The organism is Burkholderia sp. 8Y (assembly GCF_902506145.1).
Classification (GTDB): domain Bacteria; phylum Pseudomonadota; class Gammaproteobacteria; order Burkholderiales; family Burkholderiaceae; genus Caballeronia.
Genome location: NZ_LR733519.1, coordinates 1,268,434 through 1,293,176, shown reverse-complemented (window position 1 = coordinate 1,293,176; position 24,743 = coordinate 1,268,434). Strand labels below are relative to the sequence as shown.

At 62.1% G+C, this 24,743-nt stretch carries 23 protein-coding genes; 4 read left to right on the top strand and 19 right to left on the bottom strand.

Annotation, left to right across the window (positions count from 1 at the left end; translation table 11 throughout):
• Positions 1–36 precede the first annotated feature (36 nt).
• The 3 genes from benB to catA form a co-directional block, all read right to left on the bottom strand.
• Positions 37–525, bottom strand: a complete 489-nt coding sequence (benB, locus tag GV035_RS05660) for a benzoate 1,2-dioxygenase small subunit (protein ID WP_159834014.1) — start codon at positions 523–525, stop codon at positions 37–39.
• Positions 522–1,880 carry a Rieske 2Fe-2S domain-containing protein gene (locus GV035_RS05655; RefSeq protein WP_159834013.1) on the bottom strand — a complete coding sequence of 453 codons (1,359 nt, stop codon included), beginning with the start codon at positions 1,878–1,880 and terminating at the stop codon, positions 522–524. The genes benB and GV035_RS05655 overlap by 4 nt, the downstream gene beginning before the upstream one ends.
• 87 nt (positions 1,881–1,967) lie before the next feature.
• A complete protein-coding gene (gene catA / locus GV035_RS05650; protein ID WP_159834012.1) occupies positions 1,968–2,903 on the bottom strand; it encodes a catechol 1,2-dioxygenase in 936 nt (311 codons plus the stop codon).
• A gap of 165 nt (positions 2,904–3,068) precedes the next feature.
• Here catA and GV035_RS05645 point away from each other — a divergent pair, with 165 nt between their 5' ends.
• The 3 genes from GV035_RS05645 to catC all read left to right on the top strand — a co-directional run bounded on the left by GV035_RS05645 (position 3,069) and on the right by catC (position 5,554).
• Complete coding sequence (locus GV035_RS05645; protein WP_159834011.1) at positions 3,069–3,992, top strand: LysR family transcriptional regulator; 924 nt, start codon at positions 3,069–3,071, stop codon at positions 3,990–3,992.
• 103 nt (positions 3,993–4,095) lie between these two features.
• The gene (locus GV035_RS05640; protein ID WP_159834010.1) at positions 4,096–5,223 is read left to right on the top strand and encodes a muconate/chloromuconate family cycloisomerase; all 1,128 of its coding nucleotides are present in this window, start codon (positions 4,096–4,098) and stop codon (positions 5,221–5,223) included.
• Between the two features lie 52 nt (positions 5,224–5,275).
• Positions 5,276–5,554, top strand: coding sequence for a muconolactone Delta-isomerase (gene catC, locus GV035_RS05635; RefSeq protein ID WP_159834009.1), 279 nt, complete (start codon positions 5,276–5,278; stop codon positions 5,552–5,554).
• A 189-nt stretch (positions 5,555–5,743) separates the two neighbouring features.
• On the opposite strand, the gene GV035_RS05630 is transcribed toward catC, so the two are convergent.
• From GV035_RS05630 to GV035_RS05555, 16 genes are all read right to left on the bottom strand, one after another.
• A complete protein-coding gene (locus GV035_RS05630; RefSeq protein ID WP_159834008.1) occupies positions 5,744–6,493 on the bottom strand; it encodes an IclR family transcriptional regulator in 750 nt (249 codons plus the stop codon).
• A gap of 19 nt (positions 6,494–6,512) precedes the next feature.
• Positions 6,513–7,253, bottom strand: coding sequence for an amino acid ABC transporter ATP-binding protein (locus GV035_RS05625; RefSeq protein WP_159834979.1), 741 nt, complete (start codon positions 7,251–7,253; stop codon positions 6,513–6,515).
• 26 nt (positions 7,254–7,279) lie between these two features.
• Positions 7,280–7,924 (bottom strand): amino acid ABC transporter permease, encoded by a 645-nt coding sequence (locus tag GV035_RS05620; RefSeq protein ID WP_159834007.1) that lies wholly within the window; start codon positions 7,922–7,924, stop codon positions 7,280–7,282.
• 22 nt (positions 7,925–7,946) lie between these two features.
• Entirely contained in the window at positions 7,947–8,663 is a 717-nt protein-coding gene (locus tag GV035_RS05615; protein WP_159834006.1) for an amino acid ABC transporter permease, read from the bottom strand.
• A gap of 50 nt (positions 8,664–8,713) precedes the next feature.
• Positions 8,714–9,553 (bottom strand): ABC transporter substrate-binding protein, encoded by an 840-nt coding sequence (locus tag GV035_RS05610; protein WP_159834005.1) that lies wholly within the window; start codon positions 9,551–9,553, stop codon positions 8,714–8,716.
• A 492-nt stretch (positions 9,554–10,045) separates the two neighbouring features.
• Complete coding sequence (locus GV035_RS05605) at positions 10,046–10,942, bottom strand: amidohydrolase family protein (RefSeq protein WP_159834004.1); 897 nt, start codon at positions 10,940–10,942, stop codon at positions 10,046–10,048.
• A gap of 74 nt (positions 10,943–11,016) precedes the next feature.
• A complete protein-coding gene (locus GV035_RS05600) occupies positions 11,017–12,015 on the bottom strand; it encodes a substrate-binding domain-containing protein (protein WP_159834003.1) in 999 nt (332 codons plus the stop codon).
• A gap of 42 nt (positions 12,016–12,057) precedes the next feature.
• Positions 12,058–13,053 (bottom strand): ABC transporter permease, encoded by a 996-nt coding sequence (locus GV035_RS05595; protein ID WP_159834002.1) that lies wholly within the window; start codon positions 13,051–13,053, stop codon positions 12,058–12,060.
• Positions 13,054–13,099: 46 nt separating this feature from the next.
• The gene (locus tag GV035_RS05590) at positions 13,100–14,632 is read right to left on the bottom strand and encodes a sugar ABC transporter ATP-binding protein (RefSeq protein WP_159834001.1); all 1,533 of its coding nucleotides are present in this window, start codon (positions 14,630–14,632) and stop codon (positions 13,100–13,102) included.
• Positions 14,633–14,998: 366 nt separating this feature from the next.
• Entirely contained in the window at positions 14,999–15,952 is a 954-nt protein-coding gene (locus GV035_RS05585) for a D-2-hydroxyacid dehydrogenase (protein ID WP_159834000.1), read from the bottom strand.
• 20 nt (positions 15,953–15,972) lie between these two features.
• Positions 15,973–17,952 carry a transketolase gene (gene tkt, locus GV035_RS05580; RefSeq protein WP_159833999.1) on the bottom strand — a complete coding sequence of 660 codons (1,980 nt, stop codon included), beginning with the start codon at positions 17,950–17,952 and terminating at the stop codon, positions 15,973–15,975.
• A gap of 59 nt (positions 17,953–18,011) precedes the next feature.
• Positions 18,012–19,871, bottom strand: coding sequence for a TRAP transporter large permease (locus tag GV035_RS05575; protein WP_159834978.1), 1,860 nt, complete (start codon positions 19,869–19,871; stop codon positions 18,012–18,014).
• 5 nt (positions 19,872–19,876) lie between these two features.
• A complete protein-coding gene (locus GV035_RS05570) occupies positions 19,877–20,917 on the bottom strand; it encodes a TRAP transporter substrate-binding protein (RefSeq protein WP_159833998.1) in 1,041 nt (346 codons plus the stop codon).
• An 81-nt stretch (positions 20,918–20,998) separates the two neighbouring features.
• Positions 20,999–21,760, bottom strand: coding sequence for an SDR family NAD(P)-dependent oxidoreductase (locus GV035_RS05565; protein ID WP_159833997.1), 762 nt, complete (start codon positions 21,758–21,760; stop codon positions 20,999–21,001).
• 59 nt (positions 21,761–21,819) lie between these two features.
• Positions 21,820–22,818: a transketolase family protein gene (locus tag GV035_RS05560; RefSeq protein ID WP_159833996.1), complete on the bottom strand. Its 999-nt coding sequence runs from the start codon at positions 22,816–22,818 to the stop codon at positions 21,820–21,822.
• Complete coding sequence (locus GV035_RS05555) at positions 22,815–23,585, bottom strand: transketolase (protein ID WP_236572553.1); 771 nt, start codon at positions 23,583–23,585, stop codon at positions 22,815–22,817. The genes GV035_RS05560 and GV035_RS05555 overlap by 4 nt, the downstream gene beginning before the upstream one ends.
• A gap of 216 nt (positions 23,586–23,801) precedes the next feature.
• Here GV035_RS05555 and gcvA point away from each other — a divergent pair, with 216 nt between their 5' ends.
• A complete protein-coding gene (gcvA, locus tag GV035_RS05550) occupies positions 23,802–24,689 on the top strand; it encodes a transcriptional regulator GcvA (RefSeq protein ID WP_201303910.1) in 888 nt (295 codons plus the stop codon).
• Positions 24,690–24,743: the final 54 nt, after the last annotated feature.

The following is a 24,743-nucleotide window of genomic DNA, read 5'->3' as shown; positions in this document are numbered from 1 at the left end:
GTGCCTCCTGTGTCCTGTTCATTCCGACGCGTGCCATCAGACGTGATAGACGTCCAGCACCTGGCGGATATAGTCGTTCTTCAGCACGATCTTCTTGCGTGCGATCAGCAAGCGGTCGTCGATTTTGCGCAAGGTGACATAGATGGTCCCGAAGAACGAGTCCGTCACCTTGTAGCGATGACTCAGCGTATTGAAGTTGTAGCGGATGTCGATCTCCGCATCGCGGTCGGCCAGCACTTCCACGTTGCTCACGGTGTGGCTCGTGCGCGGCTCGGGCATCGACGCGCCGCTTCGCTCGGTCTTGATGCGAAACACGCGATCTTCGAGACCGCCGCGATCCGCGTAGTACATCAGCGAAATCTGGCTGCGCGGGTCATCGGTGAGCTTGTCGTCGTCGTCCCAGGCGGGCATCCAGTAGTCGACGTCTTCGGTATAACAAGCCAGCCACTCGTCCCACTGGCGGTCATCCAGAAAGCGCGCCTCCTGGTACAGCGTGCTACAGACCTTTTGATAGTCGATACTCATACCGTCGCCTCCGCTTGTTCTTTGCGCACGGCTTCGCGCATCACGCGCATCCAGTACTCGTGCTGGACCACGAAGAGACCTTCGTCTTCACTGCGCTCGCCTGAGATAAGCGGGTTCAGGCCCATGCCCTTCGCGTTTGCATCCGGCCCGTGAATCCACAGCGGAGCGCCGCGCGACATGTCGTTCCACATGGATGTCGAGTTGGCATAACCGGCCTGACACGCACGGAATTCTTCGAGGTCGTCGCTCGTGCCCATGCCCGAGACGTTGAAAAAGTCCTCGTATTGACGAATGCGAATGGCGCGGCTTTCCACGCTTTCGCCTTTCGGTGCGAAGCAGAAGATGCTGACTTCGGTCTTGTCGACGCTGATCGGACGGACCACGCGGATCTGTGTGCTGAACTGGTCCATCAAGAACACGTTCGGGTACAGGCACAGATTGCGCGTCTGATTGACGATGTACTTCGCCTTGTCCTCACCCACGCGTGCCGCGATTTCTTCGCGACGTTCATAGACCGGGCGCACTTCGGGGTTCACCGTGTTGGTCCAGAGCAGGATGTGACCATGCTCGAAGCCGTACACGCCCGCGACGGACTTGCTCCAGCCGTTCGCATCGACGGCCTTGGTGCCTTCCACCTTGCGACGGCCCATCGTGGCGGAATAGTTCCAGTGCACGGTGCTCACGTGATAGCCGTCGCAGCCGTTTTCCATCTGCAACTTCCAGTTGCCGTCGTAGATGTACGAAGAGTTGCCGCGCAAGACTTCGAGACCGTCCGGCGCTTGCGAAACGATCTGATCGATGATGACCTTCGTTTCGCCGAGGTAATCTTCGAGCGGCATCACATCGTCGCTCAGGCTGCCGAAGAGAAAGCCTCGATAGTTCTGGAAACGCGCGACTTTCTTCAGATCATGCGAGCCTTGCTTGTTGAACTGCACCGGATACTCGGTGGTCTTCTCGTCCTTCACCTTCAGCAGCTTGCCTGCGTTGGAGAACGTCCAGCCATGAAACGGGCACGTAAAGCTGCCCTTGTTGCCGTGCTTGCGGCGGCAGAGCATCGCGCCTTTGTGTGCGCAGGCATTGATGACCGCGTGCAGTTCGCCGGCTTTATCGCGGGTAATGACGATCGGCTGGCGGCCGATCCACGTCGTGTAGTAGTCGTTGTTGTTCGGCACCTGGCTTTCGTGCGCGAGATAGACCCAGTTGCTCTCGAAGATATGCTTCATCTCGAGTTCGTACAGATCCGGGTTCGTGAAGATATCGCGCCGGCAGCGGAAAATGCCGTTTTCCGTGTCATCCTGAACGGCATGGCTCAGCAAGTCGTCCAGTCGCTGCGCTTTATCGATAGTTGCAGACATGAGTCGTCTCCCTATGCAAGCTTCGTATGAAGCCATAGGCAATCGATTCGAATGAATCGTGGGTGAATGAAGTGATCCGGGGATCGGTCAGGCAGCGACGGCGGCTCGCGGCCGATGAACCAGTTGGTTATCCGTACCATGTACCAGCGCAGTCAACTGGATGTCGAACTCGATTTCCTTATACGCATCGGTCTTGAGGCCGAGTTCTTTTCCGCCGGTCTTCTCTATCACGTGCGGCACCAGTTCTTCGCGGGTCGCGTAGGCGAAATCATCCCAGATCAGCGGGTCGCCTTCGATGTTGATCTGCGTCGTGAGCTTGCGCGTCTTGTCGCTCGTCACGAAGAAGTGCACATGCGCCGGACGATTGCCGTGTCGAGCGAGCGCGTCGAGCAAGTGCTGCGTGGCGCCGTGCGGCGGGCAGCCGTAGCCCACGGGCATCAGCGTGCGGAATTCGTACATGCCGTCCGCGCCGGTCTTCACCGCGCCGCGCAAGTTGAAGTCGTCTTGCGCGCCTGTAGGGTCGAAGTGCGAGTAAAAGCCCTTGGAATTCGCATGCCAGCATTCGACCACCGCGCCCGCCACCGGCATGCCGTCGGGCCCCGACACCGTGCCGCGAATAATGAGCGGACCCGCGTCTTCGTCGGCGTTGAGGTCAATCTTCGAGACGCTATCGCGAACCGGCGCGCCCGCGACATACAGCGGCCCTTCAATCGTGCGCGGCGTGCCGCCGTGGATGTCGGCTTCTCGGTCCGCTGCATCCATGCGGATATCCAGATACTTCTCGATGCCGAGGCCCGCAGCCAGCAACGCAGCCTCGCCATCTTGCCCGAGCTTGTTGAAGTAGTGAACGCCGGCCCAGATCTCGTCCGGCGTCATGTCGAGGTCGTCGATGGCTTTGAAGAGGTCGCTCAGCAGACGGTGAGTGATCTGCTTGGCGCGCGCGTTACCTTCTTGCGTGCCGAGGTTCGCAGCGGCCTTCAGCAGGTCCTGCACTTCTTTCGTATCGAAAACTTTGGCGCTCATGTCTGCTCCTGACTCTCTATTGGGTTAACCCTTGTTTCGCGCCGTTTTGGATATGCTCGAAAGGTATAATCGGGCGGTGAAACAAGGCGTGAATGCAGAATAGTGGACGCCGAAACGCATAGTCCAACACTGATTTAGTATCGGGCTATATCACGGAGGTATCGTATGGAACTGCGACATCTCCGCTACTTCGTAGCGGTGGCCGAGGAGCGCAACTTCACGCGCGCAGCACAGCGCCTCCATATCGCGCAACCGCCGCTCAGCCGTCAGATACAGCAGCTCGAAGAGACGCTGGGCGTGCAATTGTTCGAACGAAACTCGCGTCCGTTGAAACTCACGGAGACAGGCAAGTTCTTCTACGAACACGCGGTGCAGTTGCTCGCCAAGACGGCCGAGCTCGAATCCATGACAAGGCGTGTCGGCAATATCGAGCGCAGCATGTCCGTCGGTTTCGTCGCGTCGACGCTTTATGGGCTCTTGCCCAAGATCATTCGCCGCTTCAGAGACGAAAATCCGACCGTCGAGTTGAGCCTTCAGGAGATGTCGACGACCGATCAGATCAGGGCGCTCAAGGAAGGCAACATCGACGTAGGGTTTGGCCGCATTCGTCTGGAAGACGCGAACATTCGGCGCGTGGTTCTGCGGGAGGAGAAGATGATCGTCGCGTTTCCGCTCGGTCATCCGCTCGCGCTTGCCAAGCCCGTCTCAGCGTTGCGCGACCTCATCAACGAGACGCTCATCATTTACCCCAAGACGCCGCGCCCGAGTTATGCGGACCAGGTTCTCGCGGCGTTTCAGGACCGTGGACTCAAGCCGCGCAAGATCTACGAAGTGCGCGAGATTCAGATTGCGTTGGGACTCGTGGCCGCCGGCGAAGGCATTTCAATCGTGCCGAGCAGCGTGTACGGCCTCAAGCGTGACGACGTCAGCTACAAGGAGCTCGACGACCCGACGCTCACGTCGCCCATCATCATGAGCATGCGAGCGATGGACGAATCGCGCGACATCAACGAGATGCTCGCGCTGATCTATCGCCTATACGACGAAGAGCACATCTCGCACGTTCCCCCGGCAGACAAGGCGCCGTAGCGCGCGATACCTCGGGAGTATGGCACTAGACGTCGATGGTCTTGGACAGCCGAAGTTTGCGCGGGCAATACTTCAGCAACCCATTCATTCGATGACTCCTGATATGAGCGCCCACATCACCTCTGTCGAAGCGATTCTGGTCGACCTTCCGACCATTCGCGCGCATCAGCTTTCCATGGCGACGATGCAGCAGCAAACCATGGTCATCATCCGCCTGCGTTCGAGCGACGGCATAGAAGGCATCGGCGAGGCGACGACCATCGGCGGCCTCTCGTATGGCGAAGAAAGTCCTGAAGGCATCAAGCTGACGATCGATACGTATCTGGCGCCGGCGTTGCTCGGCCACGATGCCACGAACATCAACGCGGCGATGCTCAAGCTCAACAAGGTCGCTCGCGGCAACCGGTTCGCCAAGTCGGGCATCGAAACCGCATTGCTCGATGCGCAGGGCAAGCGGCTCGGCGTTCCCGTTTCTGCGCTGCTCGGCGGCGCGGTACGCAACACGCTTCCTGTTCTGTGGACGCTTGCGAGCGGCGACACGAATCGCGATATCGAAGAAGCGGAGATGCTGCTTGCCGAACGCCGCCACAACGTGTTCAAGCTGAAGATCGGCCGACGCAGCGTGCGCGATGACGTCGCGCACGTATCGAAGATCAAGGCGGCACTGGGCGACCGCGCGAAGGTGACGGTCGATGTGAATCAGGCATGGAACGAAGTCGATGCGGCCTTGGGTATCGAAGCCCTCGAAGCGGCGGGCATCGACCTGATCGAGCAGCCTACGCCGCGCGAGCAGCGCGGTGCGCTCGCACGGCTCGCTGCGCGCTTCATCGTGCCGATCATGGCGGATGAAGCCGTCACCGGGCCGGAAGACGCGCTCGAACTCGTGCGCGATGCCTGCGCCGATGTATTCGCGCTGAAGATCGCGAAGTCGGGCGGCATCCACGGGATGTTGCGCACGGCTGCGGTGGCGGACGCGGCGGGCGTGCTGCTCTATGGCGGAACGATGCTCGAAGGCAGCATCGGCTCCATCGCATCCGCGCACGGCTTCAGCGCGCTGCCGCAACTGGCGTGGGGGACGGAGCTTTTCGGGCCGCTGCTGCTCAAGGACGACATCGTGACGGCGCGTCCGCAGTATCGCGACTTCGACTTGCATCTTCCGGAAGGTCCGGGGCTCGGTCTTTCCATCGATGAAGAAAAGCTCGCGTTCTACCGTCGCGACAAGAACGCATAAAAGGCGTCACCGGATCTATCGACGCATGAACGAATCACGTTAAGGAGGCAACATGCTGTATCTCGTTAGAATGGACGTCCACCTGCCGCACGACATGCCGGCGGCTCAGGCCGACGATATCAAGGCGCGTGAAAAGGCTTATTCGCAGGACTTGCAGCGAGCCGGGAAATGGCAGCAACTGCACCGCGTCGTGGGCGAGTACGCAAACTACAGTGTGTTCGATGTCGAGTCGCACGACGAATTGCACGCGATTCTGTCGGGCTTGCCCTTGTTCCCGTACATGACGATGCAGGTGACGCCGCTCGCGCGGCATCCGTCGTCTATTCGTTAGTGGACGAAGAGACCGTTTCGCGTTTTGCAAGCGCCGCACAAAGCGGGACGTAGTACGCAAGAGCCTGACGCAATATGTCGTTCACTTCACTGAGCGCCGCGTTCTCGGCTTCTAGCCGACTGATTCGCCGAAGCTGGCGCTGAAGTCTTTCTTCGAGATCATCCGCGATTTGCGTCGTCATGCTGAACACTACCGATGAGACAGCGCGCTCGCCGACTGCAGAAGGTCGTCGAGCATGGCCTGTCGCCTGTCCGGGCTCGTATCGCGGGCCGTCATGAAACACAGCGCCGCGATAGGCACGCCCGCGCGATCGCGAACGGGCGCCGCCATGCACAGGCGAAACGCGTTCGAGAGTCCCTCGGTGCAGCAGTAGCCGAGTTCGCGCGCAAGTTGCACATCGTGCATGAATTCTTCGAAGTCGATACGCACGCCGTTGTCGAGAACGAAGTCTTCCTGCGGGATCAGGGCGCGAATTGCATCGGCGTTCATGTGACCGAGCAGAAGGCGTCCCGTCGCGGTCCACGGAATCGGCACTCTCACGCCGATGTCCGAACTGATGTTGAACGGGCGCGCGCTGTTCTCCGAGAGCACCACCGTGTACTTGTTACCTTCGAGCATGCACAACTGCGTGGTTTCCTCGTATTTGCGCACGAGCGCGAGGAGCGATTGATGCGCGCGGCTGATCAGGTCGTTGTGCGTCGCATAGTCGGACCCGTAGTAGTGCATCTCGCGTCCGAAGAACACGCTGCCATCCGCGCCGGTTTCGAGCCAGCCGACTTCCGCGAGAATCGCGACCAGTTCATAGATGCTCGAACGCGGCGCGCCGGTCGCTTCGATCAGTTCGCGCATCGACATGGGCCGCTGGGCGACATGCAATTGCCTGAACATCGCGATGACCCGATCCACGCCCCTTGCCCGCGACGATTCCGTGACAGCCATTCGATCGCTCCGAGATGCGTCAGTGGTCCAGCACGCGATGCAGGAACTGCCGGGTGCGCTCGTTCGAGGGATTGACGAAGATCTGTTCCGGATCGCCTTGCTCCGCGATCACGCCCTTATCCATGAACACGACGCGATCCGCTGTCTTGCGGGCGAAGCCCATCTCATGCGTGACGACGACCATCGTCATGCCGTCGCGTGCCAGCCCGCGCATGACCTCGGTGACTTCGCCGACGAGTTCGGGATCGAGCGCGGAGGTCGCTTCATCGAAGAACATGATGCCCGGCTCGACCGCGAGCGCCCGCGCAATGGCGACGCGCTGCTGCTGTCCGCCCGACAACTGGCTCGGATAGTGATCCGCGCGGTCCGCGAGCCCGACGCGGTCGAGCACGGCCATCGCGCGCTTGCGTGCATCGGCGGGACTCATCTTGCGCGCCTTGATGAGCGCGAGCGTCACGTTGCCGAGCGCGGTCTTGTGCGGAAACAGATTGAACTGCTGAAAGACCATGCCCACATGACCGCGAATGTTGCGTGCGCGTTTGGGGTCGTGCAGCGGCACTTCGTTCACCCACACTTCACCGGAATCCGTCGTTTCCAGTCCCGCCATGATGCGCAGCACGGTGCTCTTGCCCGAGCCCGACGCGCCGATGAGGACGAGCACTTCGCCCGCGCGCACTTCCAGGTTGATCTCGTTGAGCACGCGCGTCGCGCCGAACGCCTTGCTGACGCCCGAGAGGGCGATGACGGGCCGGGTCTGCATCTCGCTATGGCTCTGGCTCTGAGTGCTCACGTGAGTCTCCTGCGGTCATGGTGGCGAACCCATTGTGAAAGCGGGAAGCACACGACGAAGTAGATGATGGCGACGAGCCCGTAGATCTCCACCGGCTTGCCGATACGATCGACGATCGCTTGCCCGCCGTGCATGAGTTCGGACATGCCGATCATGCTGACGATGGACGTGTCCTTGATGAGCGACAGATACTGTCCGACGAGCGGCGGCAGCACGATCCTGCTGGTTTGCGGCAGCACGACGAAGGCGAAGGCCTGCGTGCGCGACAGCCCGAGGATCTGCGCCACTTCCCACTGACCCTTAGGCACGGCTTCGATGCCGGAGCGGAAGACTTCGGCGATATAGGCGCCCTGATACACGCTCAGTCCGATCACGCCGGCCACGAATACGTCGATGGCATAGCCGAAGTAAGAGACGCCGAAGTAGATGAACATCAGCGTAATCAGAACCGGCGTGCCGCGAAAGAGCTCGGTATAGACCTTGGCGATGCGGTCGGTGCCCCACGGCCCGAAGGTTCGCAGCACGGCGGCGAAGAGGCCGATCAGCGTGCTGCCGACGATGGCCGCGATCGACAGCAGGAGCGTCGTCACGAGTCCTTGCAGCAGGATCGACAGACTAGTCTTTAGTAGTTCGAATGACATGATTCGACTCCGGTTCGCCAGATCAGGCGCGATTGGCGCGGCGCAGCGTGAACCCGCCGAGCCGCGCGCGCGGCCGGATGATGAGAGGCGGATGAAACATCCGCGCGCCGAGCTGGCTTGCGAGCCACGACAGCACGTTGCTCAACACCAGATACGCGACCAGAACGACCGCGAAGGTCTGAATGTAGAGCAGGGTGCGTGAGTTGATGACGGTCGCGGTTCCTGTCAATTCGGGTAGCGCGATGGCGGACAAGAGCGACGTGCCGAGCAGAAGCTGCATGAGATAGTTGACGATGGCCGGATAGACGGCGCGGGCAGCTTGCGGCAATACGATCTCGCTAAAGATCTGACCGCGTTCGAGGCCGAGAATGCCCGCTGCCTCGACCTGCCCGCGCGGCACCGACTGGATGCCCGCGCGGAACACTTCGGAGAGATAGGCGCCGACGTTGACACCCAGCGCGATCACGCCCGCCCAATACGCATCCAGCGAAATGCCCGCCGAAGGCAGCCCGAAGAACACGATGAAGATTTGCAGAAGCACGGGCGTGTTGCGAATAATCTCCACATAAGCGCGCGCGATGAAGCGGACCACTGCAAGCGGCGACATGCTGGCGAGCGCCGCCACGAGACCGAGGAACAGCGCCAGCACGAACGCAAGCAGCGTCACTTGCAGCGTCAGCCAGCCGGCCTTGAGGAACTCGGGGACATAGCCCCACAGAATGAGCCATTCGTAATTCATGTCAGCCTCCGCATCGGTCCGGTCTCATGCGATACGACATCGCTCTTTGCTCAGAACTGCGGATTGAGCGGGAAGTGCGGATCGGTGCCGAACCACTTCTTGTAGAGCTGCGCGTTCAGCTTCGATGCGTTGATGTTGAAGAGGAACAGGTTCAGGTAATTGAGCCACGCCTGATCGCCCGCCTTCACGCCGAATGCGTTGTATTCGAGCGGCACCAGCGCCTCGTTCGTCACGGCCAGTTCAGGGTCGAGCTTTGCCTGATAGGCGAGGAAGTTGTTGTCCTCGATCATCGCGTCGGCCTGGCCTTGCTTCACAGCGAGAATGGCGGCCTGCGAACTGTCATATTCCTGAATCTTGATCGGCATGTTCAGCGAGCGGACTTCATCGCCGTTGGTCGAGCCTTTTACCGTCGCGATCGTGCGATTCGCCATGTCCTTGACCGACTGAATGCCGCTGCTCTTCTTGACGAGCAAGGCTTCGCTGGCAACGACGTAGGGCGCGGTGAATTCGATGACTTTCGCGCGCTCCAGATTGCGGGTGAAATTGCAGAAGACGACATCGACCTTGCTTGTCTGAAGGTTCGGAATGCGGTTCGCGCTCGTCGTGTTGACTACTTCGAGCTTGACGCCCATTTGCTTGGCAAGCTCCTTCGCAAGATCGACGTCGTAGCCGTCAGCCTGGCCATTCTTGTCGTAGAAGCCGAACGGCGCGAAGGTCAGACAATCGCCGACGCGCAGCGTGCCGCGTTGAAGCACCGCCTGAAGGGTCGAGGAAGCTTGCGCGGCCGGACCTTCGGCGGGCGTGCTCACCTTCGTGCAGGCGGACAAGGCAATGGCTCCGGCCATGACGAGCAGAGCGGCGGTTCGGGTGCCGAGATTCGCAAGTTTCATATGCGGTCCTGATCGGAGAGGGAAGAACGAACAAGCCGTGTTCGCAGCCGCATATTGGCTGAGAACTGCGTTGTGATGCTTGTCCGATATACCGGACAGACATCTGGCTGACTGGATTGAAGAGAAGTGTTGAGCGATCAATTGTCGCTGGCAAGCGGCCTGAACCCTAATTGCATTGGGTTTTTTGGTGAGATAACGGCTTCGCGCTGAGAGACTAGGGAAGCGCGTCGGACGTTGACCGTTGCGGTCGAGATTTGCCCGCGCTTAAATGGGCTACTTGGCTTCATATCCAACGCTCGAACGATCCTTCTACATCGAAACGTGCGGACCGTCGGGCGTCGGTCTCGCGGCAGCCATGCCGATTATTGACGGAGGGAGAGAAGGCAATAGTCGGGTATCCTAAATAAACGCGGGTTGCCAATGCGTATCGTGCATTTCCGACGCCGCCGCGCTCATATTGCTCGCGGCGCCGTCCACATCAGACGAAACCCATCAAAGCCGATAAACCCGCTCCGCATTGTCATGAAATAATGCGCGACGCTCATCGTCCGAGAAACCCTTCGTGATGGTCTTGAACGCATTGAACACGTCGTCATAGCTGCTGAAGAGCTTGTCGACCGGGAAGTTGCTCGCGAACATGCACCGCTCCACGCCGAACGCTTCTATCGCATGCAGCACGAAAGGACGGATGCTGTCGACTGTCCACTTCCAGTCGCCCATGCCCAGGCCCGATATCTTGCAGAACACGTTCGGCGCGGTCGCGAGCAGCGTCATGCTCTTCTTCCACGCGTCGATTTCTTCGGGCGACCGGTCGACGGGCATGCCGGTGTGATTGAGCACGACGGCCGTGTCGGGAAAATCACGTGCAAGCGCGGTCGCTTCTTCCATCTGCGTGTAATAGAGCTGCAAGTCGAACGACAGATCGTAGCGTTTGAGCAGCGCGTAACCGGCACGCCATTGCGTATCGCTCATCAAATGCGGACTGTCGATGAAGGTCTTCACCGGGTCGCGATGAAAGTTCAGACACTGACGGATGCCGCGCACGTTCGGATACTCGAGGTGCGCCTCCAGCACCTGTTGCACGTCCGGCGACGACAGGTCCGCGAAGCCGACGATGCCGTGCGGATAGCCGTGCTTGTCCGCCACGCTTTGCAGCCAGCGCGTCTCGGCAACGGGATCGTTGTGGTCGTACTCGACCTGAAGATGCACGGTCTTGACGACGTTCTGGTTCTTGATATCGGCGAGAAAGTCGTCGATCAGATAGTCCCGGCGGATCGCCGAATAGTCACCGAACACGCGGTCGAGCATCGGGCCTTGCAGCCACGGATAGTTTCCTGTCTTCAGGTCGTACAGATGATGATGAGGGTCGATGATGGGAAAGTTGTCCATGATGTCTCCGTTTTCTTTGATCGTCCGGCGTCGGAGCCGCCCGTCGTGCGCGGCGGCTCGCGACAGCACGATGCTTAATAGCTGCCAGCCGAAGGCGGATAGACGCGCTTCACGGTTTCCTGTGCGTCGGCCTTATCGATCGTGTCCTTGGTGACGAGCGGCTCCTTCAGTGCCAGTTCCTGCGTGGTCGGCTGATGGTTGAGCGCATTGTGTACCTGTGTCGTCGCATCGATGCCCTGACCGACCGCTTCCTGCAAGAAGATGCCCTGAATCGCGCCATCACGAAGCAGACGGATCGTCGTCGGGCTGCCATCGGCGGTGACGACTGCGACCTTGCCGGTGAGGCCGCGCGTCTGCAATGCCTTGGCCGCGCCCGTCGCCGCTTCGTCATACATGCCGTAAATGGCTTTGACGTCGGGATGAGCCGTGAGGATGTCGTTGGCTTGCGAAACCGCTTCGTTCACAGTCAGGCCGTGCGTCTCGAGAACCTGCACGAGATCGCAGCCATCGGCGGCGAAGGACTCTTTCGCGCCCTTCATGTACTTCTGCGCGTTCTCACGGTCCTGCGGAAGCGACAGCATTGCGATCTTGTTCCCGCCGCGCTCCTTCGCGAGCTTGCACACGTATGAGCCTTGAGCCTTGCCTGTCTCGTAGTTGTTCGCCGTTACCGCCGACGTATAGTCTTTCTGTCCCGCTCCAGGGCCGATGCCCGTGAACGCAATCGGCACGCCCTTGTCTTTGAGCAAGCGAAGCACGGGCGGCGTGCTCGTCGAACTGACGGGTCCCATCACGACCGCCGTGACGCCGCGCGTCAATGCCGTGCGAACGTTGTCCATCTGCTTGGCCGGTGAGTTCTCGGACGTGAATTCCACGTAGTTCATGCCGAGTTCCTTGGCCCGCTGCTTGACGCCGTACGCCACCCATTGCCAGTACGAGATGTCGAGGGAGGGCGCGATATAGGCGACCGTCTGCTTGGTCTCCGCCAACGCCGAATGCGAACTCACGGCGGCGAGCGCGAGCGCAATGGTCGCCGCGCACCGGGCGAAGGGCCGTTTGAAAGCGTAGGTAGTCATGTTTGTCTCCTGTGAATATGCCGGATGCGGCTCGGCGTGGCTTTAGCGCCGCGCCTTGGTGATGCGGTCGACGAGTACCGCAATGAGAATGACGACACCTGTCACGGTGCCTTGCCAGAAACTGTTCACGCCGATGAGGTTCGCGCCGTTCTGAATGATCGTGATCATCAAGGAGCCGAGCAGGGCGCCGATTGCGGAACCCGTGCCGCCAAAGAGACTCGCTCCGCCGATGACGACGGCTGCAATCGCCTGAAGCATGAGGCTCGAACCGGCCGTCGCTTCCGCATTGCTGATGTACGAGATGCTCACGATGCCCGCGAACGACGCGAGCAGCCCCGACAACACATAGGCGCTAAGACGCACGCGGTTGACCGGAATGCCGATCACGCGCGCCGACGAACTGCTGCTTCCGATTGCATAGAGCCAGCGGCCTGCCACGATCTTGCGCAGACAGAATTCGATTGCGATCAGCAAGAGCGCGCACCACAGCACATAGTTGATGACGCCCGGCACGAGCGCGCCCGAGTTGAGCAGCCAATAGTCGGGGTCCGAGATCGGAAGCGAGTGGCCGTCGGTCACGATGAACGAAAGGCTGCCCGCTATGGCGTAGGTGCTGAGCGTCACCACGAACGGCGCGAGCCCCACGAAGGTGACGAGCGCGCCGTTAATCGTGCCGATCACGAGGCCGACGGCAAGCCCGGCGAGACTACTCGCGACGGCGCCGAAGCCATGCGCCATGGCAAGACCCGTGACCATGCCCGTCAACGAGAAGACGGAGCCAACAGAAAGGTCGATGCCTCCGGTGATGATCACCAGCAGCACGCCGAAGGCCATGATGACGAGCGGCGCGGCGGCCTGCGACACGTTCGCGATGTTTCCTGCCGAGAGCGCCGCCGGCACGATCATGCCGACGCCCAGTTCGATGATGATGATGGCGATCGCAATCGCGATCTCCGTTCGGTAGGTGGATAGGAGGCGTTTGAGGCTTCCGCTCGACTGACCGGTTTCGCCCTGAATCGGGCGGGACACTGTCTTCATGATCGTCTCCTGATTGAATTAGCTATCGCCGCCAGATAGGGGCTCTTCAGGCGGCCATTCCGGTTGCATTGGCGAGGTTCGTCTCGTCCACTTCGGCGTGGCGCAATACGCCCGTGGGCCGCCCCGACAGGTCGAAGGCGAGCACGGTGTCACACAGCTCAACCAGTTCGACGTATTCGGTCGACCACCAGACGACCGCCGTTCCCTGCGCCGCGAGCTTGCGAATGAGCGCGTAGATTTCCCGCTTCGTGCGAATGTCGACGCCGCGCGTCGGCTCTTCGAGGATCAGCAACTTCGGCTTGAGCGTGAGCCAGCGCGCGACGAGAATCTTTTGCTGCGTGCCGCCGCTCAGCGTCGACGGCAGATCCCATAGCGATCCCGCGCGAATCTTGAGCGCATCGAGCAGACTCTTGCCATGTTCGAGTTCTTCGCTGCGCGCGACGCCGCGCCGCTCGACGATGCGACGTGCCGCCATCAAGTTGTCGATGATCGGCAGCGTCGCGAGAATGCCCTTGTTCGCGCGGTCGCCGGAGATATAGCCGACGCCTGCGCGCGCCGCCGCCGATGGGCTCGCATACCGGATCGCCGCGCCGTTGCGTGTGATGTCCCACGCGGTGCGCCGCGCGATCCCCGTGAGGGCTTCGATCAGCGCGACAGGGCCGGTCGGCGCACCGGCCAGGCCGATGATCGAACCGGGCGCGACTTGCACTTCGATGTCGTCGTGACGGATCGTGATGGCGTCGGCATGCACTCGCGCTGCATCGGAAGCGTGCGCAACGTCCGCGCTCACGTGCATCGCTTCTTCCGCCTCGCTATCGACGCGTTCATCCGGCACGGCGCTCTGTCCCATGAAGTCGACAATTTCGCGGTCGGTGATATCGCTGAGCGCAACACGGTCCACGGCTGTCTTGCCATCCCGAATGATGGTGCATACGTCCGCGATCTCGCGGATCTCGCGCATCCGGTGAGACACGAACAGAACGGCCAGCTTCGATTCCGCGATGAGCTTGCGTAGCACTGCGAATAAACGCGCTGTCTCGGCGGCGGTCAGGTTGGCCGTCGGTTCGTCGAGCAGCAGGAGCTTCGCGCCCGATCCTAGCGAGCGGGCGATCTCCACGAGTTGCCGCTCATGCAGCGTCAGATCGCCGACGAGACGTCCCACCGACTCTCGCGCGAAATGCGGGTCGATGAGCGACAGTGCTTCGATGGCGAGCGCCTTCGACGCGCGCTCGCTGTAGGTCCGCATTCCGCGATGCAGGCGCGGCATCGCGATGTTTTCCGCAACTGAAAGATGCGGCAGCAACGCGAGTTCCTGATTGACCACCGCGATCATGCCCGAATCGACCGGCGACGCCGCCGAAGCGCCAATATCGTGTCCGTCGAACTCGAGCGTGCCGCCGTCCCGCTCGTGCTGGCCCGAGATGATCTTGATGAACGTGGACTTTCCCGCACCGTTGCCGCCGAGAAACGCATGGACTTCGCCGGGCGCGATGGACAGATCGAATCCCTTCAATACGCTCGTCGGACCAAAGCTCTTGACGATTGAACGTGCATGCAGCAAATACGGCTCTTGAGGCATCGCGATTCTCCAGCGAAGCGACATCCCGGCGCGTGTCACGAGGACCGCGCGCCGACGTCTGCGGGCAGCAAAGGGTGTGTTACGCGAATAGACGTGCGGCGTCGTCAGTGCACGGCGGCCGGATCGAAAAGAGAGTCAGGGGAATGCATGTCGTGTCTCCTGCGCGATTGCTGAACCGCGCGATATTTGTATGACGGCGGGCGCATCATCGGTGCGCGCCCTGCACGCAGCGGGTTAATGATGGGTGGTTTCTTTTCCCCGCTGCTTGCTATCAGAATGGCAGCGTTGACGCTCGGCGATCAATGCAGTTTTCTTCAACTAAGGCTGAAAAAAATTGGACGATGCGTAGTCGCTCGCCCGCTCGTCTCACGACACGACGTTGACCGCGTTGCCCGAAACGAAGCTCGCGATGTTATCCATGAGCTGATCCGCGAGCGACTGCTGCGCCTCGTCCGATGCCCACGCGACATGCGGCGTCACGATGACGTTCGGCCTGCCCGCCACGCGCATCAGCGGGTTATCGGGCGCGGGCGGCTCTGTCGAAAGCACGTCGAAACCCGCGCCGCTGATCCAGCCTTCGTCGAGCGCCTCGACGAGCGCCGCTTCATCCACGAGTCCGCCGCGCGCCGTGTTGACGATAAGCGGCCGCTTCTTCATCGCGCGGAACTCGGCCGTCGAGAGCATGCCGCGCGTTTGCGGCGTGAGCGGGCTGTGAATCGTGATGACGTCGCTCGTCGCAAGCACTTCGTCCCACGGCGTGTAAAGCGGCCCGAGGCCGTCGCGTCCCTTGTGCGCCGCGAAAACCGGCTTCATGCCGAACGCCTTTCCGATCTCCGCGACGCGCTGCCCGAGCACGCCCTCGCCGATGATGCCGAGCGTCGCGCCGCCCAGATCGCGGATCGCATGATTGAAGAAGCAGAATTGCCCGGACTTCTGCCATTCGCCTTTCAGCACGTCGTCGCGATAGGCGATCAGGTTGCGCCGCAGCGCGAGCATCAGCGCGAACGCATGTTCAGGCACCGTGTTGACCGCATAGCCGCGAATGTTCGAGACGACGACGCCATGCTTCGCGCACGCGGCCTTGTCGATACAGTCGGTGCCGGTGGCCGCGACGGCGATCAGCTCGAGCTGCGGCAATTGCGCGAGGGCATCGGCGGTGATCGCGACCTTGTTGGTGATCGCGATACGCGCGCCCTGCAAGCGCGACACCACTTGTTCCGGCGCGGTTCGGTCGAATTCGACGAGTTCGTGATCGAACGCCGGGCGCTTCAGGCTGATCTGCGGCGCGAGCGTTTCGCGATCGAGAAAGACGATCTTCATGTTGATCCTGTGATGAGGGTTCAGAGATACCGCTTCGCCTCAGCGACGACATGCGCGGGCGTGATGCCGAAGTGTTCATAAAGCGTCTGCGCCGGTCCGGATGCGCCGAAGCCCTTCATGCCGACGAAGCCGCCTTTGTCCCCGAGATAGCGATCCCAGCCGAAGCGCACGGCGGCTTCCACCGCGACGCGAACCGTATCGTTGCCCAGCACGCTCGCGCGATAGCCCGCGTCCTGTTCGTCGAAAAGTTCGCAGCACGGCATCGACACGACAGCGGTCGGAATGCCCGTCGCCTGCAACTGTGCGCGCGCCGCAAGCGCAATCGCGACTTCCGAGCCGGTGCCGATGAGCGTGACGCGACGCGCGCCGCCCTCCGCTTCGGCGAGCACATAGGCGCCGCGCGCGCAGAGGTTCGCGTCGTCATGCGTGCGCCGCACGAGCCGCAACTCCTGACGCGCGAAGACCATCGTGCTCGGGCCGCTCTTGCGCGCGTAGGCGAGCATCCAGCATTCGGCGGCTTCCACTGCATCGGCGGGACGGAACACGTACATGTTCGGCATCGCGCGCAGGGACGCCAGAATCTCGACGGGCTGATGCGTCGGCCCGTTCTTGCCGACGCCGATCGAATCGTGGCTGAAGACGAACTTCACCGGCAGGCCCATCAACGCGGCCATGCGCATCGCGGGGCGCTCGTAGTCGGAGAACGCGAGGTACGTGACGGCGAGCGGAATCACGCCGCCGTGCGCGGCCATGCCGTTGGCCATCGCGCCCATCACGTGTTCGCGCACGCCGCAATGCACGTAGGCGCCGCCGCGATCCGCGGCCGTGAACGCGCGCAAGCTGCGTTTATGGCTCGTGGGCGCTTCGAGGTCCGCGCAGCCGACGATGCGCTCGGGCATCACGTTCGCCAGCAGATCGTTGATCTCGGCGGATATCAGAATGCCGCCGGGGGCGTCGTCGCGGCGGCTCGCTTCGCGCTTGTACGCTTCGAGCGTTTGCCGCCAGCCTTCGGGCAACTCGCCCGACTGAATGCGCTGGAATTCCGCGCGCACGTCGGCGGGCAATGCGGCGACACGTTCATGCCACGCGCGATAGTCATCCTCGCTGCGGCGTCCCGCTTCGCGCCATGCGTGCAGCACGTCGTCGGGAAGCTCGAAAGGTGCGTGCGGCCAGTCCAGTTCGTTGCGGGCGGCGTCGGCGTCCTTGTCGAAGAGACGCCCGCTGTGACCGCCGCGCTGGCCCTGCAAACGCGCGATGCCGCGTGCGATCGTCGTGCGGCACGCGAGCATCGAGGGCCGCGGGTCCTGCTTCGCTTCGGCAAGCGCGTTCGCGACCGCTTCGAGATCGTGGCCGTCCACTTCGATCACATGCCAGCCTGCGACGCGAAACCGCTCGCTCACGTCCTCGCTGATGGAAAGCGACGTACTGCCGTCGTCGGTGATGCGGTTGTCGTCCCAGCACAGGATCAGCTTGCCGAGCTTCAGATGGCCCGCGAGCGAGATCATTTCCTGCCCCACGCCTTCCTGGAGGCAGCCGTCGCCGACGAACGCATACGTGTAATGATTCACGATGCCGTCGCCGAACTTCGCGTTCAGATACGCCTCCGCGACCGCCATGCCGAACGCATTCGCGATGCCTTGTCCGAGCGGCCCAGTTGTCACTTCGATGCCGGATGCCGTGTCGAATTCCGGATGGCCTTCGCAATGCGAGCCCATGTCGCGAAACGTCCTGATCTGGTCGATGCCGAAGTTCGCATAGCCCGTGAGGTGGAGCAGCGAATAGAGCAGCATCGAGCCGTGGCCGTTCGACAGCACGAAGCGGTCGCGGTCGGGCCATTGCGGATCGGCGGGATTGAACTTCATGTGCCGGGTGAACAGGGCCGTGGCGATTTCCGCCATGCCGAGCGGCACGCCCTGATGACCTTCGCCGGCGCGAACGATCGCATCGATGGACAGAAAGCGGATGGCGTTCGACAGCCTGTGCGTGTCGATGAAAGACATGACTTCTCCTTGCCGCTCCGTTAAGGAGCGGCATGAGTGAACTGGAATGGGATTGAGCTTTAGTGCAGGAAGCCCGTGGAGAACCAGGGCACGGCGGCAACCAGAATCAGACCGACGATGAGCGCCGCGATATAACCGAGAATCGGCTTCATGCCTTCATCGGGATGAATGCGGCTCACCGCGCACGCCGAGTAATAGCCCACGCCGAACGGCGGCGCGAAGAGACCGACGCCCATCGAAAGGATCACGACCATCGCGTAATGCACGTCGTTGATGCCCATTTGCCGCGCGATGGGAAACATGAGCGGGCCGAACAGCACGATGGCCGGTATGCCTTCGAGCACGCTGCCGAGCACGATGAACACGAGGATCGAGGCTGCCATGAACATCCAGCCGCCGCCGGGAAGCGCGGCCATCGTGCGCGCGAGCTGACCCGAAAAGCCCGACTGCGTGAGCGCCCACGCCATGCTCGTCGCCGCGCCGATGATGAGCAGGATCGCGCCGGAAAGCGAGGCGGTGTCGATCAGCATGGGCTTGAGACGCGCCCATTCGAAGCGTCGATAAATCAGGAGTCCTGCGAGAATCGCATACGCGATGCCGATGGTCGACACTTCCGTCGCCGTCGCGACACCTTCGACGACCGCCGCGCGAATCACGAAGGGCAGCGCGAGCGCGGGCAGGGCGATGGCGAACTTGCGCAGGATCTCGCCGCGGTTCGCGCGCTTCACGCCGGAGAGGTCATCCACGCGATAGCGCCACCACACGACGGTGCATAGCGTGATGGCGAGCACGATGCCCGGCAGCATGCCGCCCGTGAACAGCGCGGAGATGGAGACGCCGGTGACCGAACCCAGCGTGATGAGCACGAGGCTTGGCGGAATGGTCTCGGTCTGAGCGCCGGTTGCCGCGAGCAGGGCGACGAGATCGCCCGGTTTCGCGCCGCGCGCCTTCATTTCCGGGAAGAGAACGGGCGCGACCGCCGCCATGTCCGCCGCCTTCGAGCCGGAGATGCCGGAGACGAGATACATCGCGCCGACGAGCACATACGACAGCCCGCCGCGCACATGACCGAGCAGGCTCGCGAGAAACGCGATCATCGCGGCGGCCATGCCCGTCATCTCGATCAACTGCCCGAGGAACACGAAGAGCGGCACCGAGAGCAGAATCAGGTGCGACATGCCTTCGTCCATGCGCCCGACCACGACCACTAGCGGCGTGCTCGTCGTCAGCGCGAGATAGCCGAAGGTCGCGAGGCCGAACGAGAAGGCGATCGGCACGCCCGAGAGCACGCAGGCCGCGACGAGTCCGACGAAGAAGATCAGCAGATTGAAGTTGCCGAGCCCCTTCAGAAGCGGACTGGCTGCATAGAACGCGCCTGCGATGGCCGCGACGAGCACCAGCGCGCCGGTGGTGAGCTTCCAGTCGCCGACCCGGATCAGGCGCAGGCACGCGACGAGCAGCATGAGGCCGGAACCGATCGGCAAGGCCGCTGCGCGCCACGAGTTCGAGATGTCGAGCGCGGGCGTGGTGATGAACGATTCGTCCTGCGCGAAGTCGAGCGCGGGGCCGATCACGAGCACCATGAACGCGAGCGGCGCGGCGATGGCGACCACATCGAGAAACGCGCGCACGCGCCGCGACGCCATGCCGACCAGCGCCGTCATCCGCATATGCTCGCCGCGCCGCAACGCCACGACGGCGCCGAGCATCGCGAGCCACAGGAAGAGCATCGACGCGAGCTCGTCGGACCAGACGAGCGGGTTGTGCAGCAGATAGCGGCTCGTCACGCCCGCGAGCAGCACGACGATCTCGGCGATGACGAGCAGCGCGGCGGGAATCTCGACGAGATGGCCGAGCCATGTATCGAGAAAGCCCGCGATGCGCTGCGGCGCCGGATGCGAAAGCGGGATGGTATGCATGGCTTTCATACCAGTTTGCCGGTGTACTTTTCGAGCGTGCTCCATGCCTCTGCGCCGTACTTCGCTTTCCAGTCGCTATAGAAGCTCGTTTTCTTGAGCGCGCCGCGAAATGCCTCGCGGTCCACATCGACCAGGTTGATGCCCTTGCTCTTCAGGTCGTCGCGCAGACTGCCGTTCAGCTTCGCGATGTCCGCGCGCTGGAGCATGCCGGCGGCTTCGAATTCGCGCGTGACGATGGCGCGCATGTCGGGCGGCAGCGCCTGCCATGCGCGGCGATTGCCGAGAATCCAGTACGCATCCCACACATGCGACGTGAGGCTGATCGACTTCTGCACTTCATAGAGCTTCGCTGTCGCGATGATCGGCAGCGGGTTCTCCTGGCCTTCCACCACGCCGGTTTGCAACGCGGAATACAGTTCGTTGAAGTTGATCGGCGCGGGGCCTGCATCGAGCGATTTGAAGAGCGAGGTGAGCATGGGCGCCTGCGGCACACGGATCTTGAAGCCCTTCAGGTCCGCAGGCGTCTTCACGACGCGCGTGGACGAACTGATCTGGCGAAAGCCGTTGTCCCACGGTTTCGACACGGCGATGATGCCGCTTTTCTCCACCTGCGCGCGGATATAGCCGCCGAGATCGCCGTCCATCGCTTTCCACACGGTGTCGTAGTCGGGGAACGCGAAGCCCGTGTTGACGATGCCTGCCGCAGGCGTCAGCGTCGCGAGAATCGACGATGCCTGATTGAAGAACTCGACGCCGCCGCTGCGCACTTGCGAGAGCAGGTCCGTATCGGAGCCGAGCTGATTCGCCGGGAAGACCTTGATGTCGAGCTTGCCGCCAGTCGCTTCACGAATCTTGTCGCACGCCTGCTGCGCGCGGATGTTCACCGGATGCGTGGGGTCTTGCCCCGTCGCGAGCTTGTACGAGAAGTCCGCGGCGGATGCGTTGCGCGTCGTGAGGCTCCAGAGCGGCGCGGCCGCGGCGATGGTCGCGCTCGTCTTAAGGAACGTGCGCCGGTCGATGCCGCCTTGTTTCGTGCGATGGGTCATGGTGTGCTCCTCCAAACCTGGTGATGCGGATGGGTTCTGTTATGGAAACGCGCTCTTGATGGCGCGTCGGGGTCCTGATGATCAGTGGATCAGCATGCCGCCGTTCACGTCGATCACCGCGCCGGTGATGTAGGAAGAAATTGGCGCTGAGAGGAACAGGAACGCGCCGGCCACGTCGTCGGGCACGCCGAGACGGTTCAGCGGAATGCCCGTGAGAATCTCGGTGCGCTTGTCGTCGCTGATCTTGCCCGCGTTGATGTCCGTCTGAATGAGGCCCGGCGTCACGCAATTGACGCGGATGCCGTCATTGCCGAGTTCGCGCGCCATCGCCTTGGCGAGACCGAGCACGCCCGCTTTCGCGGCGGAATAGTGCGGGCCGCCGAGAATGCCGCCGCCGCGCTGCGCCGACACCGACGACATGCAGCCGATGGAGCCGCCGCCTTGCCGCTTCATGTGCGGCACGACGGCTTGCGACAGATACAGCACGCCGCGCAGGTTCACGTCGAGGATGCGGTCCCAGCTTTGCGCGTCGATATCGAGCAGCTTGACGGCTTGCGTGATGCCCGCGTTGTTGATGAGCACGTCGATTGCGCCGAAGTCGGCGATCACTTTCTGCACGGCGGCATCGCACGCGGCGCGGTCGGTCACGTTGCACGCATAGCCGCGATGCTCCGGTCCGATGGTGCTCGCCGCTTCGCGTGCGGCGGCTTCGTCGAGATCGAGAATGGCGATCTTCGCGCCGTGCTTCGCGAACATGCGGGCCGTCGCCAAGCCGATTCCGCGCGGCGATGCCGCTCCGGAAATCACGGCGACCTTGCCTTCGAGAAGACGCGACTCTGACATGATGGAACTCTCCTGATGATGTGTGGGTGTATATGACTGTGTTGAATGAAGCGTAGGGTCTAGCCGAGCCAGCCTTTGATGGTGTCGCACATGGCTTCGGTGGAAATGCCGTAGCGGTCGTGCAGCGTGGGCAGCGCGCCCGCGTCGAGGAAGGCATCGGGCAGGGCGATCTGGCGGAAGGCGGGCGTGACGCCCGCGCCGAGCAGCGTGCGCGCGACCGCTTCGCCGAGGCCGCCGATCACCGTATGGTTCTCCGCGACGACGACCATGCGGCCCGTGCGCTTCGCTTCGCGCAGGATGGTGGCGGTGTCGAGCGGCTTGATGGTCGGCACGTGCAGCACCGCGACATCCACGTTGTCCGCTTGCAGCGCCTTCGCAGTTTCGAGCGAGCGCATCGTCATGATGCCGCTCGAAATAAGCAGCACGTCGGCGCCGTCGCGCAAGAGCTTCGCGCGGCCGAGTTCGAACTGGTAGCCGTATTCGTCGAGCACAGCGGGCACGTTGCCGCGCAAAAGACGCGCATAAACAGGACCTTTATGAGCGGCGATGGCGGGCACCATCTGCTCGATATCGAGCGCATCGCACGGATCGATAACCGTCATGTTCGGCATCGCGCGCATCAGCGCGAGGTCTTCCGCCGCCTGATGGCTTGGGCCGTAGCCGGTCGTGAGCCCCGGCAGCGCGGCGACGATCTTCACGTCGAGATTGTCTTCCGCGATGGTCTGGTGGATGAAGTCATAGGCGCGACGCGTGGCGAACACGGCGTAAGTCGTGACGAACGGTTGCGCGCCTTCGTGCGCGAGGCCCGCCGCCGCGCCCATCAGCAGTTGCTCGGCCATGCCCATCTGGTAATAGCGTTCGGGAAACTCGTTCGCGAAGATGTGCAGGTCCGTGTATTTGCCCAGATCCGCCGTCATGCCGACGATGTTCGTATTCGTGCGCGCGAGTTCGGCGAGTGCGTGGCCGAAGGGCGCGGAACGCGTGACTTGTCCTTCGCCCGCAATCGAGGCGATCATCGCCGAGGTCTTCAGGCGCGGCTTCTTTGCAACGGTGCTCATGCCTGTCTCCCTGCATCGAGTGCATCCAGCGCGAGCTTCCACTCGTGCGCGTCGACGCGGATGAAATGGTTCTTCTCGCGTTCTTCGAGGAACGGCACGCCGCAGCCCATCGTCGTGTCGCACACGATGATGCGCGGCTTCGCTTGCCTGAGATTGCGCGCGTTGTCGAAGGCTTCCTTCACGGCGCCGATGTCATTGCCGTCGATGCGCTGCACGTACCAGCCGAATGCTTCGAGCTTCGGCACGAGTGGTTCGAACGCCATGATCTGCGACGACGGGCCATCGGCTTGCTGATTGTTCACGTCGACCATTGCGATGAGGTTGTCGAGCTTCCAGTGCGCCGCCGACATCAGTCCTTCCCAGATCGCGCCTTCGTCGAGCTCGCCATCGGAGAAGAGCGTGTAGACGAACGACTTCGAGTTCTTGCGCTTGAGCCCGAGGCAGCGGCCCACCGCGATGGTGAGTCCCTGGCCCAATGAGCCGCCCGACATTTCCATGCCGGGCGTATAGCTCGCCATGCCGGACATCGGCAGGCGGCTATCGTCGCTGCCATAGCTTTCGAGTTCGTGTTCCGGCAGCACGCGCGCTTCGAACAGCGCCGCATAGAGCGCAATGGCGTAATGGCCGTTGGAAAGCAGAAAGCGGTCGCGGTCTTCCCATTCGGGATCTTCGGGGCGATAGTTCATTGCGCCGAAGTAGGCGACAGCCAGTACATCGGCGATATCGAGCGCCTGACCGACATAGCCTTGACCTTGCACTTCGCCCATGAGAAGCGCGTTGCGGCGAATGCGATGAGCGTGCTGCGCGAGTTGCGCGATGCTCTTGTTCACGCGGATGTCTCCTTGTTTGCAGGTCTGCGAGTGCTTCAGGGTTTTCCCTCGATCAATGCACCCGGCGAGTGAATCAAGCGTATTCGCTTGTAGAGGTGCGCTCAAACGAATTAAAGTGGCCCATCGTTGAATCTAATTCAGGTGATCACTGCAATGCACAATCGCGTGACGCTCAAGTCGATACAGGCGTTCGAGGCAGCGGCGCGGCTCGCGTCCTTCGCACTTGCAGCAGAGGAACTGTTCGTGACGCCCTCCGCGATCAGTCATCAAATCAAGCTCCTCGAAGAGCAACTGAGCGTGCGTCTCTTCCATCGCGTGCATCGCGCCGTGCTGTTGACGGACAGCGGCCGCACGTATGCGGAGGAGATCGGTGCGGCCTTCGCGCGCATCGAGAAGGCGACGCGCGATCTCGGCCGCGTCGCGAAGAGCGACATCCTCACCGTGCATTCGACGCCGAGCTTCGCGACGCAATGGCTGATGCCACGCCTCGCGCGCTTTTCGGCGCGGCATCCGGATATCGACTTGCGGCTGAATGCGTCGAACGATCCGGTCGATCTGACGCGCGCGGCAGTCGACATCGACTTGCGTTATGGCGCACGCAAGCTGCAGCCAGCCGGGACGCTGGTGCTCGATCTGCCTTCGGAAACCATCGTGCCGCTTTGTTCGCCGAAGCTGATGGAAGGCGCGCATCCGATTCGCGCGGTCGCGGACCTGCGGCATCACACGCTCATTCACAGCGAGAATTGCCTCGTCGGATGGCGCGACTTCATGCGCCTGCATCGCAAGACGCCATTGGACATCTCGCGCGGGCCGCGCTTTGACCGTTCGTTCATGGCGATCAGCGCGGCTGTCGACGGCGTCGGCGTCTGTCTGGAAAGCCTGCTGCTCGCGCAGCGCGAACTCGAAGCAGGAAGTCTCGTTGCACCGTTCGGCCTCGACGGTCTGATGGTGAACGGCTATACGTTGAACCTGCTCAAGTCATCGGTGGACTTGCCGAAGGTGAAGAGCTTTCAGGACTGGCTGTTCGAAGAGTTGGGATAACGGCGAGCAACGTGCCAGTGTTTTACATGACGGTTGAATAGCATGAGCGCGCAA